This is a genomic window from Zhengella sedimenti (assembly GCF_046506625.1).
Taxonomy (GTDB): domain Bacteria; phylum Pseudomonadota; class Alphaproteobacteria; order Rhizobiales; family Rhizobiaceae; genus Zhengella; species Zhengella sedimenti.
In genome coordinates, this window is record NZ_JBKFFP010000004.1 from 333,125 (window position 1) to 348,719 (window position 15,595).

Annotated in this window: 13 protein-coding genes; 10 read left to right on the forward strand and 3 right to left on the reverse strand. The window is 62.6% G+C overall.

Annotation, left to right across the window (positions count from 1 at the left end; all coding sequences use genetic code 11):
* Positions 1 to 17: 17 nt before the first annotated feature.
* The 6 genes from ACLB6G_RS13575 to ACLB6G_RS13600 all read left to right on the forward strand — a co-directional run bounded on the left by ACLB6G_RS13575 (position 18) and on the right by ACLB6G_RS13600 (position 5,822).
* Positions 18 to 1,796 carry an alginate export family protein gene (locus ACLB6G_RS13575; RefSeq protein ID WP_410356716.1) on the forward strand — a complete coding sequence of 593 codons (1,779 nt, stop codon included), beginning with the start codon at positions 18 to 20 and terminating at the stop codon, positions 1,794 to 1,796.
* A 17-nt stretch (positions 1,797 to 1,813) separates the two neighbouring features.
* Entirely contained in the window at positions 1,814 to 2,281 is a 468-nt protein-coding gene (locus ACLB6G_RS13580; protein WP_410356717.1) for a hypothetical protein, read from the forward strand.
* Positions 2,278 to 2,868 (forward strand): MarC family protein, encoded by a 591-nt coding sequence (locus ACLB6G_RS13585; RefSeq protein ID WP_410356718.1) that lies wholly within the window; start codon positions 2,278 to 2,280, stop codon positions 2,866 to 2,868. The genes ACLB6G_RS13580 and ACLB6G_RS13585 overlap by 4 nt, the downstream gene beginning before the upstream one ends.
* Positions 2,869 to 2,969: 101 nt before the next feature.
* Complete coding sequence (locus ACLB6G_RS13590; protein WP_410356719.1) at positions 2,970 to 3,359, forward strand: hypothetical protein; 390 nt, start codon at positions 2,970 to 2,972, stop codon at positions 3,357 to 3,359.
* A gap of 44 nt (positions 3,360 to 3,403) precedes the next feature.
* The gene (locus ACLB6G_RS13595; protein ID WP_410356720.1) at positions 3,404 to 3,760 is read left to right on the forward strand and encodes a hypothetical protein; all 357 of its coding nucleotides are present in this window, start codon (positions 3,404 to 3,406) and stop codon (positions 3,758 to 3,760) included.
* Between the two features lie 127 nt (positions 3,761 to 3,887).
* Complete coding sequence (locus tag ACLB6G_RS13600) at positions 3,888 to 5,822, forward strand: mechanosensitive ion channel family protein (RefSeq protein WP_410356721.1); 1,935 nt, start codon at positions 3,888 to 3,890, stop codon at positions 5,820 to 5,822.
* Positions 5,823 to 5,956: 134 nt separating this feature from the next.
* Here the strand turns inward: ACLB6G_RS13600 and ACLB6G_RS13605 are convergent, their stop codons facing one another.
* On the reverse strand, positions 5,957 to 8,704 hold the full coding sequence (locus tag ACLB6G_RS13605; protein WP_410356722.1) for a calcium-binding protein: 2,748 nt from the start codon (positions 8,702 to 8,704) through the stop codon (positions 5,957 to 5,959).
* Positions 8,705 to 9,440: 736 nt separating this feature from the next.
* On the opposite strand from ACLB6G_RS13605, the gene ACLB6G_RS13610 reads away from it, so the two are divergent.
* A complete protein-coding gene (locus tag ACLB6G_RS13610; protein WP_410356723.1) occupies positions 9,441 to 11,522 on the forward strand; it encodes a calcium-binding protein in 2,082 nt (693 codons plus the stop codon).
* A 93-nt stretch (positions 11,523 to 11,615) separates the two neighbouring features.
* Here the strand turns inward: ACLB6G_RS13610 and ACLB6G_RS13615 are convergent, their stop codons facing one another.
* Positions 11,616 to 12,278 carry a lysophospholipid acyltransferase family protein gene (locus ACLB6G_RS13615; RefSeq protein WP_410356724.1) on the reverse strand — a complete coding sequence of 221 codons (663 nt, stop codon included), beginning with the start codon at positions 12,276 to 12,278 and terminating at the stop codon, positions 11,616 to 11,618.
* 218 nt (positions 12,279 to 12,496) lie between these two features.
* Here ACLB6G_RS13615 and ACLB6G_RS13620 point away from each other — a divergent pair, with 218 nt between their 5' ends.
* The 3 genes from ACLB6G_RS13620 (at position 12,497) to ACLB6G_RS13630 (ending at position 14,368) form a co-directional block, all read left to right on the forward strand.
* The gene (locus ACLB6G_RS13620) at positions 12,497 to 12,733 is read left to right on the forward strand and encodes a phosphopantetheine-binding protein (protein ID WP_410356725.1); all 237 of its coding nucleotides are present in this window, start codon (positions 12,497 to 12,499) and stop codon (positions 12,731 to 12,733) included.
* A 2-nt stretch (positions 12,734 to 12,735) separates the two neighbouring features.
* Positions 12,736 to 13,932, forward strand: a complete 1,197-nt coding sequence (locus ACLB6G_RS13625) for a beta-ketoacyl-[acyl-carrier-protein] synthase family protein (protein WP_410356726.1) — start codon at positions 12,736 to 12,738, stop codon at positions 13,930 to 13,932.
* A gap of 97 nt (positions 13,933 to 14,029) precedes the next feature.
* Positions 14,030 to 14,368: a DUF423 domain-containing protein gene (locus ACLB6G_RS13630; protein ID WP_410356727.1), complete on the forward strand. Its 339-nt coding sequence runs from the start codon at positions 14,030 to 14,032 to the stop codon at positions 14,366 to 14,368.
* 4 nt (positions 14,369 to 14,372) lie between these two features.
* On the opposite strand, the gene ACLB6G_RS13635 is transcribed toward ACLB6G_RS13630, so the two are convergent.
* Entirely contained in the window at positions 14,373 to 15,548 is a 1,176-nt protein-coding gene (locus ACLB6G_RS13635; protein WP_410356728.1) for a M20 aminoacylase family protein, read from the reverse strand.
* Between the last annotated feature and the right edge of the window lie 47 nt (positions 15,549 to 15,595).

Below are 15,595 nucleotides of genomic sequence, written 5' to 3' on the forward strand. Positions count from 1 at the left end.
GTGGCGAAAGGATAGCCATGCCATTCGTCAGACACAGCCTGCGTTTCGCGCAGGCTGTGTCGGCCTTGTGCCTTTTTGCGCTGGCCGCACCGGCTGCGGCCCAGGAGGGTGCTGGTCTTGGCGGTCCCGGTGCGGTGCAATTGCCATCGGCCGCAGAGACACTTGTCGTCGAGTCTGTCGAGATCAGTATCACGAACCCGACCGGAGATCCGGAACGCGATGCCGGGATCCCGCGTCTGGCCGCCGGCCGCTCCGGACTTGTTCCGGGCGACCGGCTGTCATCGGCCGCATTGAACCTTGCCGTAACCCGCATTGCCGGCCTCGACGGTGTTTCGCGTGTCACGCCGCGCCTGGTCCAGGACGGCACGAGCAGTGCGCGGACCCGTGTCGTCTTCGAGGTCGAACTCGCGCACGTGGATGTCACGGGCAAGGCGGCGCCGTCACTGGCCGGGGATGGATTTGCAGGACTTCCCTATCTCTGGCGAAGCGAACATGGTGCCCTGCGCCTGATCCTGGGCGGCGGGCACGGCATCTTCACCGACGGAAATCCCTGGTTCGGCAATGCCGCGGCATTCACGACCGGGAATCCGCTGGTGCAGAACCCGGCCATCGGCGCCAATACGGGCCGGCGTGCGACATGGGGTGAATCGTGGATCGAGTTCGGCCTAGGCGGCGTCACGCAACTGGGGGACTCCAACCTGGCTCTCTATGGCGCGGTGACGGGAATTGGCGTTGCCTCGCGCGGACGGGACATATTCCGCGACGATCCGCGCCAGACCCTGAACCTCGAGAAAGCCTATCTTGGCCTGCTCTGGGCGTCCGACGACCGCAGCCGCAGCGCGAACGTCTCGGTGGGACGCCTGAACTTCTCGCTGAATGACGGCTTTCTCGTTTCGCAGTTCGGCTCGCAGTGGAATGCAGGCCCGCGCCCGGGGATCTATCTCGCGCCGCGCACCACGCATGACCTGGCCGCTGTCGGTACCTTCAAGTTCGACAACTGGACTGCCACCGCATTCTACCTTGACCCGAATGAATACGAGCCGCTGGAGAGCGATACGCGGCTGGCCGGGTTCAACCTTCGCTACAACTTCACCGACCGCTTCTATGCCGATGGCTCCGTCATCAAGGCCGTGGGCTCCACGTCGCGCTATGCCGCTCCCACCGGGCCGGTAGGGACGCGGAACGGGCTGGTGACCTATGCAGGGCATGTCCGGTGGGCCGAGCCGGGAATCGTGCCAGGGCTTTGGCTGGAAGGCGAACTGGCACACCAGCGCCACTCCGATTTCGACATGAGCGCCTGGGCCGGCTATGCGACGATCGGCTACCTTGCGCAGGATCTGCCCTGGACGCCGAGCCTCTCCTACCGCTTCTCCGGCTTTTCCGGCGATGACCCGGCGACGGCGCGCTACGAGCGCTTCGACGCCCTCTATTCCGGCGGCCTGTCGGAATGGCTGCAGGGGATTTCGCTGGGAAAGGTTCTCAGGCCCGAGAACCGGCTGAGCCATCGCGTTCGACTGAATGTCGCGCCGACGAAGCGTCTCAACCTCACCTTTGACTGGTTTCTCCATCAGGCCGACGAGCTGAACAATATCGGTGCCAACCCGGCCATAGCGGCGCTTGCCTCGAAGGACCTCGGGCAGGAATTCCAGATGACCGCGCGCTGGGCGGTTTCGGAAAAACTCTTCTTCCTCGGCGTGGCGAGCGTCGCCTTGCCCGGAGATGCGCTCAAGATTGCCGCAGGTGGCAATGCAAAGCCCTGGACCACGCTTCAGGCACAGCTCTTCTGGTCCTACTAGCAATGGAAACACACCGGATGTCCGCCGCCGCACACGACCCGCGTGATCCCGCGGTTCTCCTCAAGGGCGCCCTGACTACGGGTGTAGCGAATGCCATCATCAACGGGGCGATCCAGGCCTACCTCATGGCCGGGCACGGACCCGTTGCCCTGACGGTCGATGCCATCGGCGGCGACGAGCATACGGTCATGGGCGCCGCCGTCATGCTTGCAACACTGCTTGCCATGATCCTGACGGCTGTCGGGCATGCAACGCTGAAGGCGCCGAAAATCCCCTTTGTCCCCGCCGGGCTCTGGCTCGTGCTCAAGCATGGGCTGTTCGCGTTCGGCGCGATCGTGGCGCTTTCGATCCTTTGGCAGCGCCTCGCCGGGACGATCGTCGTGGGTGTCCCGGCCGCGGTCTCAATCCTGGCCCTTGTCGCCGGAATCGTCGCGGCCATCACCCACGCGATGACAATCAGATCCAGCGTGAAGGAAACGCCATGAACGAACTGCCCTGGGACTCGCTTTTCGGCCTTCTTTTCATGACGATGGGTCCGATCCGCGCCATTGCCGTCTATTCCCATGTCGGGGAAGCAGATGATGCGCCGGGCGTTCGGGCCCTTGCCTTTCGCTCAGCCGCGATGGTCGCGGCCGCGTTTGTGATGACTGTCCTGGTCGGCAGCGGGGTGCTGCAAGCCTGGGGCGTATCCTTCCCCGCACTGATCGGCGCATCCGGACTGGTTCTCATGGCACTTTCGCTCCAGGCGCTGATGGCGCCGGTCGCACCTGCGCCCGCCATCGACCCCGAGAAGGTCCCGGCGGCGGCAATCGCCTTCCCGGGCCTCTTTCCCCCGATCGCTGTTGCTGTCCCCCTCATCTTCGCCGCACCCTTTCCCGGATGGGACACGAAGATCGGCATTCTCGGTCTCGGCCTGGCTATCATCCTGGTCAACTGGCTGCTGATGCGCCACTCCAAGGCGATCCTGCGGGTCATAGGTCCGGTCCCGTTGCAGCTTTTCGGCGCCGTGTTCGGCCTTCTGCAGCTGTCACTCGGGCTCGAGTTCATCCTGGATGCCTGGAAGATGCTTTGAGCCGGCAAACGGAAACCGGCATGCACCCCTGCAAGGACCACTGCGGCCGGAAGCCGCAAGCAGAGAGATCAACAATGCCAAAACGCCCGAGAGGAATGTCCATGAAAAACCGCTCGCTCGCCCTTGTGGCGGGACTACTGTTTGCTTCTGTCCTGACCGGTGCGGCGCATTCCAGTCCCGCTGTCAATGCGACAAGGTCAATCAATGGCCCGGTCACCGGCATCGTCGACTACACCCTGGTCGCCGACCGCAGATACAACCGGCTGAAACCGGGATGCCGGGCTGCCTTCTGCCGCCCCGGATACAATTTCGGCAAGTATGAAAGGTGGAAGCGCCGGCGCGACTTCGGACGAGCGGTGATAGGAACCGCCGTCATCGGCGCGATCATTGCGACCGCTGCCAACACCGTCCCGCCCCGTCCCTCGGACGACCTGTGCTGGGTGTGGACGGACGGTTCCCGCACGCGCGGGTACTGGAACTACTGCTACTGACGCCGCCGCCTTCTCCAGACAACCGAAACCCGGGACATGATCCAATGCGCAAGTTCGCACCCCACGCCGCCGCTCTCGCCCTCACGGCCGCCCTTGGTTTGTCAGGGCCGGCAATGGCCGATGATGAAATGCTGGAAGCCCAGCAGTTCACGGAAGCGGTAAAGGATTTCGGCTATGCCGGCGGAGTGGCCTGGCAATGCGCGGAACCGGAAATCCAGACGGAGATCGAACGCCAGTCCATGATCTCCTACCATGGATTGGTACGCCTGTTCGGCACGGATGAAGCGTTCCTCTTCGCGGCCGCTTTCGGTGCCGGCACCGCTGACCAGATCGACAAGGCCGAGTGCGAAGCCTTCGAAACCCGGTTCCGCGAGGGCCTGTCCAAGGCCAATGTCGAGTAGAACGCTGCCCGGTTTGGGCAGGTGAAGGGTGGCGAAAGCCGGGAATTGCCGAAAGATTGGCAGACCACGCATGGCGAGGCATTGTGATGTCTCGCGGTGCAGGCAGGATTGTACGGGACAGAAGCCCATGATCGGCGCACATGCCTTCCGTCGCATTCTTTTCCATGTGCTCTTTCCCGTTGCGCTCGTACTGATTTTCTCCGGCCGCATCCCTCTCGCCCATGCCCAGCAGGACGGTCAGCCCGAACAGGCACACGAGACAGTCGCGCTGACCGAGAGCCCGCGCGACGTCATTTCGTCGTTCCTGGCCTTGCGCGATGAACTCGAAACCATGTTCGCCGACTACCTCGAGGAACGCGCCGTCGATCCACAACGTGCCCGTCTCAACCGCGAGCGGATGCGTTCCCTGCTTGACATGAGCCAGGTTCCCGAGGCGGAACAGGATTATATCGGCGGCCGGACGGTTGCCTACCTGCTCGATATTTTCGGACGGATCAGGCTTCCCCAGGAGGGGGCGATTCCGGATGCAGGCGCATTTGACGGAGAAGACAACGCGGCTTGGCGCATACCTTCGACCCCTTTGCGGATCACGCGAATCCCCCAGGGTGAACGCGCCGGCGAGTTCCTCTTCGAGGCCCGCACGGTGAAGGTTGCGCCCCGCTTCTACGAGCAGATCAAGGCAATCCCGCTACGCACGGATCTGCCGTTCGAAAGCTGGGTGGACGAGATCCCCCAGCTTGCGGGTTCCTGGTTTCCGCCAGGTTTCGCCTCCTCCATCCCTGCCCCGTTGCGCAGCCTCTGGCTCGGAACACCGGTCTGGAAAACCATGGTGGTCGCGGCGGTTGTACTCATCCTGGCGGCGGGACTTGCATTCCTTGCAGGCCGGGTCCGCGCCCACCAGCCTGACGGGCGGATCCGCCAGGTGCTCTGGCAATCGCTCACACCGGCCTTGATTCTCGTCTGTCTGGCGGCTGTTCCGCCATTGTTGGGCGAGCAGCTTGTCCTGACCGGGGAATTTGCGCGGATCCTGGCCAACGTCTTTCTTGTCCTCGCCCACATGGTGACAGCCTGGCTATTCTGGCTTGCCGCACGGCTCTTCTTTGAATGGCTGATCCTTTCGCCCAACATCAAGGATGGAAGCCTCGACGCGGACCTGCTTCGTCTCCTTGCCGGGGTCGTCGGACTGACGGGCGTTGTGATCATTCTGGCCTATGCCGGCCATCTCGTCGGCCTGCCGGTCATGAGTGTGGTTGCCGGCCTTGGCATTGGCGGAATTGCCGTCGCGCTTGCCGTTCGGCCCACGCTGGAGAATCTCATCGGCGGGATCATACTCTACATCGACAAGCCGGTCCGGGTCGGCGATTTCTGCAGCTTCGGAACCGATACCGGGACGGTGGAGTCGATCGGTGTCCGCTCGACACAGATCAGGGCGCTCGACCGGACCCTGATTTCAATTCCGAATGCGCAGTTTGCCGACATGAAGCTCGTCAACTGGGCCCATTGCGACCGGATGCTGATCCTGACCACGATCGGCCTTCGCTTCGAGACGACGCCGGACCAGTTGCGTTTCTTCCTCGCGGAAGTGCGGAAGATGTTCCATGCGCATCCCAGGATCGATCCCGGAACCGTGCGTGTGCGCTATGAAGGTCCGGGCGAAAACGCCCGCAACGTCAATATCCGCGTCTATGCGCTCACGGCGGACTGGAACGACTTCTTCGCCATTCGCGAAGATGTCTTCCTGCGAATCGACGACCTCGTTGCCGAGGCCGGAGCCGCCTACGCTTTCCCGTCGCGCACGCTCTACCTTGGGCGCGACGAGGGCCTCGATGAAACCCGGAAGGGTAATGCCGAGGCCATCGTGGATGCATGGCGCCAAAGCCGCCAACTCCCCTTCCCGCGCCTGTCCGAAGAGCAGACGCAGGCCTTGCGCGGAACACTGGAGTATCCGCCGCATGGTTCGGTGGAATCGGAAGGCCGGTCCACACCTGGAACCGAGATCCCCGAGCGTCTTTCCGCCGAGCCGCAGTCGGAAACACCTGACCGCCCGAACCGGAACGAGTGAACCGGAAAGACGGTGGCGGCAGATCGCCGACAGCCTGCGCGTCCGTTGACGGAAAGTCGGCTAACCGTATCCGCCATTCATTCGAGCCACATGAAGAGCATGGCCCGGGACGGGGTTGCGCCCGCGCGGTGGCGTCACAGGATGAAATCAGCGGCGTCGATGCCAAGCCCGGTGCCGAGCAATTCGATGCGGAAGTCGGCCACGCCATCCCCGTTCACGTCGCCCTCGATGAAGGTCAGGCCGGAAAGTTCGAAGGAGCGGAGTTCTCCCGCATTGCCTGAGAAGAAACGTCCGACGAAACTGAAGGCCTGGTTGCCCGCCGTTCCACTGTCGGCATCGAGTGCCGACAGGTTGAACAGGTCGTCGCCGTCGGTGAAGTCCTGGATGCGGTCGCGGTCGGCGAACAGCAGGCCGGTATCGGTCAGCGACAGGTACACGAACGTATCGTTGTCATTGCCGCCATAGATGATGTCCCTGCCCTCCCGTCCGCGCAAGGTATCGTTGCCGTTGTTGCCGAGAAGGATATCGCTGCCTGCGCCGCCATCGAGCAGGTTGACCTGTGCGGAACCGAACAGTCGGTCATCGAAATTGCTGCCGACGGCGTTCTCGAACCCGGAAATCGTGTCGCCGGTGGCATGGCCGCCGGTTGCCGTGTTGCCCCCGAGGAAAACCTGTACCGCGTCATTTGAATCCGCATAGTTCAGCGTATCGAAACCCGCCCCGCCTGAAAGCGTATCGGCCCCGGCACCGCCTCGGACAGTGTCGTTGCCGTCCCCGCCCGAAAGCGTGTCGTCGCCGATACCGCCGAAGATCTGGTCGTTTCCGCCGTTTCCGGTCAGGATGTTGGCGGAATCATTGCCGGTCAGGGTGTTGCTGCCGTCATTGTCGATGACATTCTCGAAATTCGTGAACTCAGCCCCGAAGATGAAGAACGAGGATGCGGACAGATCGTAGTGGAGACCGGAGAAAGAATCCTGGCTTGCATCCAGCGTGTCAGTCTCCGTGCCGCCATCATACAGGCCCTGGCTGATGAAGATGTTGACGATGGTATCGTCACCGCCGCCACCGTAGACGGAATTCTCACCGGTGTCGGTGATCGTGTCATTGCCGTCGCCGCCGTAGATCGTGTCGTTGCCGAAACCCCCGTTGATGAAGTCGGCGACCGAGGAACCCGTGATGGTCTCGGCGTCCCCGTCGCCGAAGATTGTCACGCCGTCGCCCGGTTCGTTGAAGCCGGTAAAGCTGACGCCCGACAGGTCCAGGATGGTCGCCGTGTCCATGAAGAAGGTGAGACGGTAGGTCTGTCCGGAATGAGCATCCGCAGAGACCGCATCGAAACCGGCAAACTGGTCCGCATTGAACTGCGCCTCGACGCTGCCACCCGTGGAACTGTCATAGTGCAGGGCTTCGACCGACGAAACCGTGTCATCCCTGAAGTTGTAGGTCGCTGAAGTGAAACTGCGGACGATGAGCGTATCGGTATCTGTGCCGCCATCATAGGTTTCGCCTGCCTCGTCGTAGCCGTCCTGGACATAAAGTAAATCGTTGCCGACGCCACCATAGAGTCTGTCGATGCCCGAAAAGCCGAACAGGAGATCGATACCGTCGCCACCCTCGATCACGTTTGCATCGCCGTTGCCGATCAGGATATCGCCATGGGCCGATCCCGTCAGGTTCTCGATGCTGGAGAAAGTGTCGCCCTCCGCATCGCCGCCACTGGCCGAATTGATCACGAGATCGATCGTCACCCCGGCAGCCGAGTCCGCGTAACTCGCTGTGTCGGTTCCGTTGCCGCCATTCAGCGAGTCGGCGCCCGCCCCGCCTTCGATCGTGTCATTCTGCGAGGTGCCCGTGATGGTCTCATCATCCCCGTCACCGATAATCCTGAACACGTCATTGCCATCCCAGTCGATGAAGGACAGCCCGGACAGGTCCAGAACGGTATCCAGCCCCATGAAAACGTCGATCCGGTTGATAGATCCGGCCTGTTCGTTTCCGTCGATCGTTGCGGAAAGGCTGACCTCACCGACACCGAACTGGCCGGCATTCATCAGCAGGGTCCGCTCGTTCGCGATACCGTCGAAGAAGAATTGCACTTCCTCTACACTCAGGAACGTAACGGAACGAACATCAACGATGCCATCGGATCCCGTCACGAAGATCCGGTCGTTGAGCCCGTCGCCGCCATCCCATGTGCCTGTGTAGACCGCTGGTGCGCCGGTGGAAAACCGGAGGAAATCATCTCCCGAACCGGCATCCACGATGTCGTTTCCCGACCCGGCAATGATGGTGTCGCTGCCGCCGCCGCCATAGATTTCATCGTCGATCGACGATCCTTCAATGGTTTCGGCACTGTTGTCACCGGTGATCTCGAACGAGGCGTTCGTGGTGCTGCCGGTAAATGTCAGACCGGACAGGTCAAGCGAAGTGTCGGCACCCATCGAGATCTGGATGATCTCGAAATTGTCGTCCCAGATATCGAAGGAAACGGCGCCGGTCAGCGAGAACCCGCCACAGAACTGGTCGGCATCGAGCATGACCGTACGGCTATTGCCGAATTCGCTGTCATTCAGTTCGAGACGCTCGATGGAGGTCAGTGTCACGCCTGTCAGGTCATGAACGAAGTTTCCAATCCCGGAGAAGCGGACAGTATCGAGACCGCCGCCGCCGTTCAGCGTTGCGCCGGTCACGACAACGGAACCAGCGATCTCGAAGATGTCGCCGCCGCTCCCGGCGACGACCGTGTCGGCGCCGCCGCCAAGCAGGAAATCGTCGCCGTTGCCATCCTGGAGGTCGGCCACCGTGCCGCCCGTGAAACCGGTCAGCGTTCCATTCGAGGCATTCGCCGTGTCCGCGCCCGCCGTCCCCGTGAAAATGGTCATGTCCGGAACCTTCCCTCTGTTGAGCCTCACCCTGTGTCCGCCAGCCAAGTATCCGGGGGTCATGGACGAGTTGGTGATTTCATGAATGCGGGTTGGCCCACACCATTCCTGCCTGCACGGTCATTGTGGTCCCCCCGGAAACCCGGATGCCGCGATTGCCACCCTTGGCCCAGGTCCCGTATCGCTGGACAAAACTGCCCGTTGCACCGCCGCCCTTTGCCCGGACCCTTCAAAGAGCCGCCGCCGGCAACAGGCGGTGTGTGCAATCGTCATTCAGGAGGGAGGAGAACCGCCGGCAAGACGGGACAATCGTCCAGATCTCGCGCACACGGGAATGAATAGCCCCGCCGCACCTGCGGCAGGACAACCCCTCCAAGGCAAATTCTTTTTGATAACGGCACGATGAAAGCCCTGGAAGAACGCCAGAAATTCACGCCGTGACTGCTTTTGATCAAAATAAACAGCGATACAAATATAAGTCAATTCGAAACACTTAATTATTTCACTCGCAGTCATTTGACGAACCGCCGAATCCATTCACGCGCTAAACGGTTTCGCCGCCTCATCTGGAAAGGGAACGTGCCTGTGGATTTCCGCACGCAGGGCAGCCCGGAATGCTGCCACCGGTGATTGCTTTTTCCCTATATTCATTGGTAAGCAAATAATGTTGGTTCCGGCGGCACCTTTTGGCACGGCGGTTCCGGGAGAGCAGTCTGGAAAGAGGATAAACAGATCAATGACAACATACACGGTGACAGGGTTTTCGGCGACTTTCAACAACGTGACCGGCCTTGCAACGAGCTTCACGGCAGGCGTCGAGATCGAGATCGTCGTCAATGATTCCGTCACGACCTTCAGCTATGGGACCGACGCATCCAATCCCGGAGAACTGGACGACGTCACGATCAACCCGTTTGCCTACAACGAGCGCATCGACGGAACGTCAACTGACACCTTTTCCAGTGGCGCCGGACCTGACGCCCAGTTCGGGCGGATCATCTGGGACGACAACGGCACCACGCGCATCAGCTATGTCCTCAATCTGGAAGACACGACGACAGGCACAAGCTACATCTTCTGCGTCGGCGGCACACCTCTGCCGGCCTTTACAACGGCGACCGCCTTCAACAACTTCCTTTCCAACGACGTCGTCTCGTTCTCGGCCGCGCCGGTCGGGTCGGGTTTCGGTCCCGGCGAGAACATTTCCTTGCCCGGCGTCCCGAATGTGGCAACCAGCGCCAATGACACGGTCATCGGCACCGCTGGAGACGATTCCTTCGAGACCGGTGCGGGCAACGACGTCATTGCGACCGGCGGCGGCAACGATTACCTCGATGGCGGCGCCGGAAACGACGTTCTGAACCCCGGCGACAATGACGGTTTCGGCGACACCATCCGCGGCTCGACGGGCAATGACGCCATCATCTACACCGCCAATGTCAACGGCTACCAGGAGGTGGACTACCGGTCGATTCCGGGCGCGATCGTCGCCACGATCAACGGCGTCACCAACACGGCCAGCATCGTCAAGGGCGGTACGGGCACCGACACCTTCACCGATATCGCCAATCCGCTGGATGCCGGTTTCGTGAACGGCGGTTTCGCAATCCGGGGCACGGCCCTGGGCGACACATTCAACATCACCCTCGCCACGGACCAGTGGATGGCCATCCGCAGCGGCGACGGTGTCGATTCCTACACGATTTCCGGGAATGGCTCGGTGCGCCTGGACCTGCGTGGCGGCAACCAGGGCGCTATTGTCAACCTCAGTAACGGCGTCATCGCCAATGACGGTTTCGGCAATGCGGAAACCTTCAGCGGCACCTTCCAGCAGTTGCGCGGCACCGACTTCGCAGACACGTTCACCGGTTCGTCCGGCGATGACCAGTTCGACGGCAGCGGCGGCGACGACATCATCAATGGCGGCGGCGGCTTCGACCGTGTACGCTTTGACCGGCCACAGAACAATGTTGGCGTCGTCGTGAACCTGACGGCCGGTACCGCGACCGGTGAATGGAACGGTGTCGCCTACACCAAGACACTTTCCAACATCGAATGGATTCGCGGTTCTGTCCACAATGACGTGGTCACCGGTTCGGATGCTGGCGAGCGTTTCGATGGCGGCCTCGGCAATGACGTGCTCTCCGGCCTTGGCGGGAATGACACAATCGACGGCGGCGACGGCAATGACCTGGTCATCGGCGGCGCCGGCGCGGACATACTCTCCGGAGGAGCGGGCTTCGATACGCTCAGCTACGCAAGCTCCGGCGCCGCCGTTCAGGTCTTTCTGGGCGGGAACACGGCTTCGGGCGGCGATGCCGAGGGAGATACGATTTCCGGTTTCGAGAACGTCTTCGGCTCTGCCTACAATGACCGCCTGTTCGGCTCCGCACAGGTGAACCTGCTCGATGGCGGCGCAGGCAGCGACATCATGCTCGGCAACAATGGCAACGACACGCTGCGCGGCCGCGAAGGCCGGGATATCATGTATGGCGGCAACCAGAACGACACCTTCGTCTATCTGGACCTGTCCGATTCCGGTCTGCTGTTCGCCAATCGCGACCGCATCCAGGACTTCACCGACGGTGAGGACACCATCGACCTGTCGGCACTCGACGCCAACACGAATGTTGGAGGGAACCAGGCCTTCACCTACATCAACGGTGCCTTCACGGGCGTCGCGGGCCAGTTGCGGTCCTGGGAATTCGGCGGCCTGACCTTCATCGAAGGTGACGTTGACGGCAACGGCTCAGCCGATTTCCGCATCGAGCTGCTCGGCACGGGTCTCGGAATCGACGCAAGCGATTTCGTTCTCTGACCGGAAGCGGAGCCGACCGGGCCGGCAGGCAAGCCACAAGGCTGTCTGCCGGCCTTTTTTCTTGTCGCGGACCGGGCCGGGTTCGCGGCCGCGTCACGCCACGGCGGCATATGCCTCGTCGGTCGCACGGTTCAACGCCTCCGTGATGGCCAGCCGCGCCGCCTCGATCTCTCCTGCATCGGCCTTGCGGTCGATGAAGACCGGAGCGCCGGTCTTGATGCAGGCGCGGCCGAAGGGAAGGTTGAGCACGGCCTTGTCCCAGGCCTTCTCGAAACGGATATGGCGGCTTGTGGCATAGGCCAGCGGCACCACCGGGCGTCCGGATGCCATTGCGAGGCGCACGATGCCCTCGCCGGCGTCGCGCGGCCTGCCCTTGGAAATGTCCGCGATGGTGGCAACGTTCATCCCCTTGCGCAGGCAGCGCACAAGGTCGATGAGCGCCTGGGCCCCGCCCTTTTCCAGCCGCACGCCATCGCCCGTGCGGCCACCGGACCCCCGGATGACATGCATTCCCATCCGCTCGACAAGCCTGGCGTTCAGTTCAGCGTCGGCGCTCGTCGACAGCATGGTGGCGAATTCCATTCCGGGCGGCCGCAGGAACGGAACCATGAAATGCTGGCCGTGCCAGAGTGCGATGATGACCGGGAATTCGATGTCATCCGGTTTCTCGAGGCTGTCGGATTCGGGAACAAGACGGTTCGTCCGGAAGACGAAGGCAAGCCATCCATGCGCGATTGCGGCCAGGATCGTGTTCACGGTCCGTGACCGGAACACGCGCTTTCTCAGATTGCGAAACGTTGCCATGCGCCCTACGCGGCCCCCCGCCCCCTTGGAACCAACACCATGCCCGGTCGGGGCATTCCGCGAAGAACGGATTCGCGCCGATGGGCTACCATATTTGGCAGCGGTGATATATGGGAGTTCAAAATCAGGGTCAAACACAGCAGTCGCACTGCGACGGGGGACAGTTTCGCATGAAGGTCAGTCTTGACGATTTCCTGCAGCTTCTGAATGAGGAATTTCCCGGCAAGGGAATCGGAGCGGATACGAAAGTCGCCGAAACGGGCATCGATTCGCTCGACCTCGCCGACATCGTCTTCAAGATGGAGGACAAGTTCGGCGCCGAATACAGCCTCGATATCAACGAACTCAACATCGACGACGAAATCACCGTCGGCCAGATCTTCACACTGATCAAAGAACACTCCTGACAATGCGGCGCGTAGCAATCACCGGACTCGGCGTTCTCACGGCGAATGCGTCGAGCATTGCCGAATTTCGCGATACACTCCTGGAAGGACGCGTCGGCATCGCGCCGCGGCCCATCGGTGGCCTCGTAGGACGCGACATGCCGCTGGCATGTATCGATGACGCGGTGATGGCGGCAAGCGGCGTTGAACTGTCGCCGCGCTTCGACCGGCTGGCGCATCTGGCGCTCATTGCCGCCAAGGAAGCGATGGCAACCGCCGGCCTCGAAAAAGGCTCGGCGGAACTTGCGGAGGCCACCATCCTGTTCGGCACCGCCCTGGGCGGCGGCAACACGCTGGAGGAAGGCTATACCCGTTACTTCAAGGATGGCCGCAAGCCGCATCCCTTCTCCGTTCCGAAAATGATGCCGAGCGCGCCGGCTGCCGCGCTTTCCATGGCCTGGGGCATCAAGGGGCCGTCCAGCACGGTTTCCAGCGCCTGTTCCTCGTCGTCAGCCGCCATTGCTGCGGGCTGCAGCGCCATCCTTTCCGGAGAGGCCGACATCGTCGTGTCTGGCGGCACCGAATCCGCGCTGACAGAGACGATCCTGTTGGCATGGGAGCAGCTCAAGGTGGTCAGTACCGATACGTGCCGTCCGTTCAGCGCCACCCGCAAGGGTATGGTGCTGGGCGAAGGCGCGGCGGTCGTCATCCTGGAAGCAGAGGATCATGCACGCGCCCGTGGTGCGCAAATCCTCGGCTATGTTGCCGGAACCGGGGCGACCTCTGACGCCGCCGATCTCGTCAAGCCGAGCCAGGAGGGCCAGGTGGAAGCCATCCGCCGGGCGCTGAAGCGTGCCGGCATCGGGCCCCGCGACATCGGCTATATCAACGCGCATGGCACCGGCACCCGTCAGAACGACATTGTCGAATCGGCGACGATTCGTGCGGTTTTCGGCGACGAACCGCCGCCCGTTTCCAGCACCAAGTCGATCCATGGCCACACCATCGCCGCCGCTGGCGCGATCGAGGGAACCGCGACGCTGCTGGCGCTGCTCGGCCAGTTTGCCCCGCCCACGATGAACTTCGAGGAACCCGACCCGGAGTGCCCGCTCGACGTGGTGCCCAATGCCAGCCGGGCGCTCTCCATGGAATACGCCTTGTCCAATTCGTTTGCCTTCGGCGGCCACAACGTCGCTCTGATTTTCCAGAAGGCGGAATGAACGGCGAAATGCAGCCTCGGCGTGGGCAAGGGCGGGCGGTGGTTCCGCCTGTCTGGTGGCGGCTTGCGAACCGGGTGCGAATCTCCGGGAAACGAACATGCGTCTGGCGATCCTGATCGGCGGCCTGTCCGGCGCGGCCGGCGTTGGCCTCTCCGCCTATGCGGCCCATGCCGGCGGCGGCAATGCCGGCACCGCGGCGCAGATGCTGCTGTTTCATGCGCCGGCTTTCCTGGCTCTCGGCTTCTTTCCGGCCGGCCTGCTGCGCAATCTCGCCATCCTCGGCCTCACGCTCGGGCTTGCGCTGTTTTGCGGCGACCTTCTGGCGCGTGATTTCCTCGGCAGCCGCCTGTTCCCCATGGCGGCCCCGGCGGGCGGAATGACCCTGATCGCGGGCTGGCTGGTCGTGGCCTTGAGCGGTCTTGTCCGCAGCCGGTGAACCTTCAGTTCGTCAGCGGCAGAAGCCGTTCGGTCAGGCGAACCCAGTAGCCGACCCCGTGCGGAATGGCGTCATCGTTGAAGTCATAGGCCGGATGATGCAGCGATGCGCTGTCACCGTTGCCCATGAAGATGAAGGCGCCGGGCCGGGCGTTCAGCATGAAGGAAAAATCCTCCGCGCCCATCATCGGCGCGCAGTCCGCGGCCACCTTGTCATGGCCGGCGATCTCGCGGGCGGTTTCCAGCGCCAGCGCGGTTTCGTCGGGATGGTTCACGGTGACGGGGTAGCCGGTCCGGTAGGACAGCGTCGCCCTGGCGCCGAAAGCCGCTGCAACGGTCTCGATCATGGCCGCCATGCGCGCCTCCACATCCTGCCGGACGCTTTCCGACAGGGTGCGTACCGTGCCCTTCAGGGCCACGGTCTGCGGAATGACATTGTAGGCATCCGTGTCGGTGCGCATCGACGTGACAGACAGCACGGCGCTTTCCACCGGATCGACCGTGCGCGAAACGATGGATTGCAGACTGGTGATCAGATGGGCCGCGACCAGCGTCGTGTCCACCGTGGTATGGGGCATCGCTGCGTGGCCGCCCTTCCCTTCCAGTTGAACCGAGAAATGATCCGCCGCCGCCATGATCGGACCCGTCCGCATGGCAAAATGGCCGATTGGCAGCCCCGGCAGGTTGTGCATGCCGAACACGCGCTGGATGCCGAAGCGTTCCATGAGACCGTCCTCGACCATCGCCTTGCCGCCCGCCCCGCCCTCTTCGGCCGGCTGGAAAATGAAGACGGCCGTCCCGTCGAAGGAGCGCGTCTTGGCCAGCCACTCGGCCGCGCCAAGCAGCATCGCCGTATGGCCGTCATGGCCGCAGGCATGCATCTTGCCGGCGGTCTTCGACGCCCACGGCTTGCCGGTGATTTCGTTGATGGGAAGCGCGTCCATGTCGGCGCGCAGGGCGATCACCTGTCCCTTCGTGTCGCTTCGCCCCTTCAGCACGCCGACGACCCCAGTTCGCCCGATCCCCGTCACCACGTCATCGCACCCGAACGAGCGCAAACGGTCCGCCACGAAAGCCGCCGTACGGTGGACGTCATAGAGCAGTTCGGGATTGGCATGCAGGTCGCGCCGCCATTCCGTCAGGCGGGCGGCGGAGCGGGCGAAGTCTTCGATGGCGGCCATGCGGTATCCTGATTGGTATCCGGGGTGAACGTCGAAGTCTTTACATA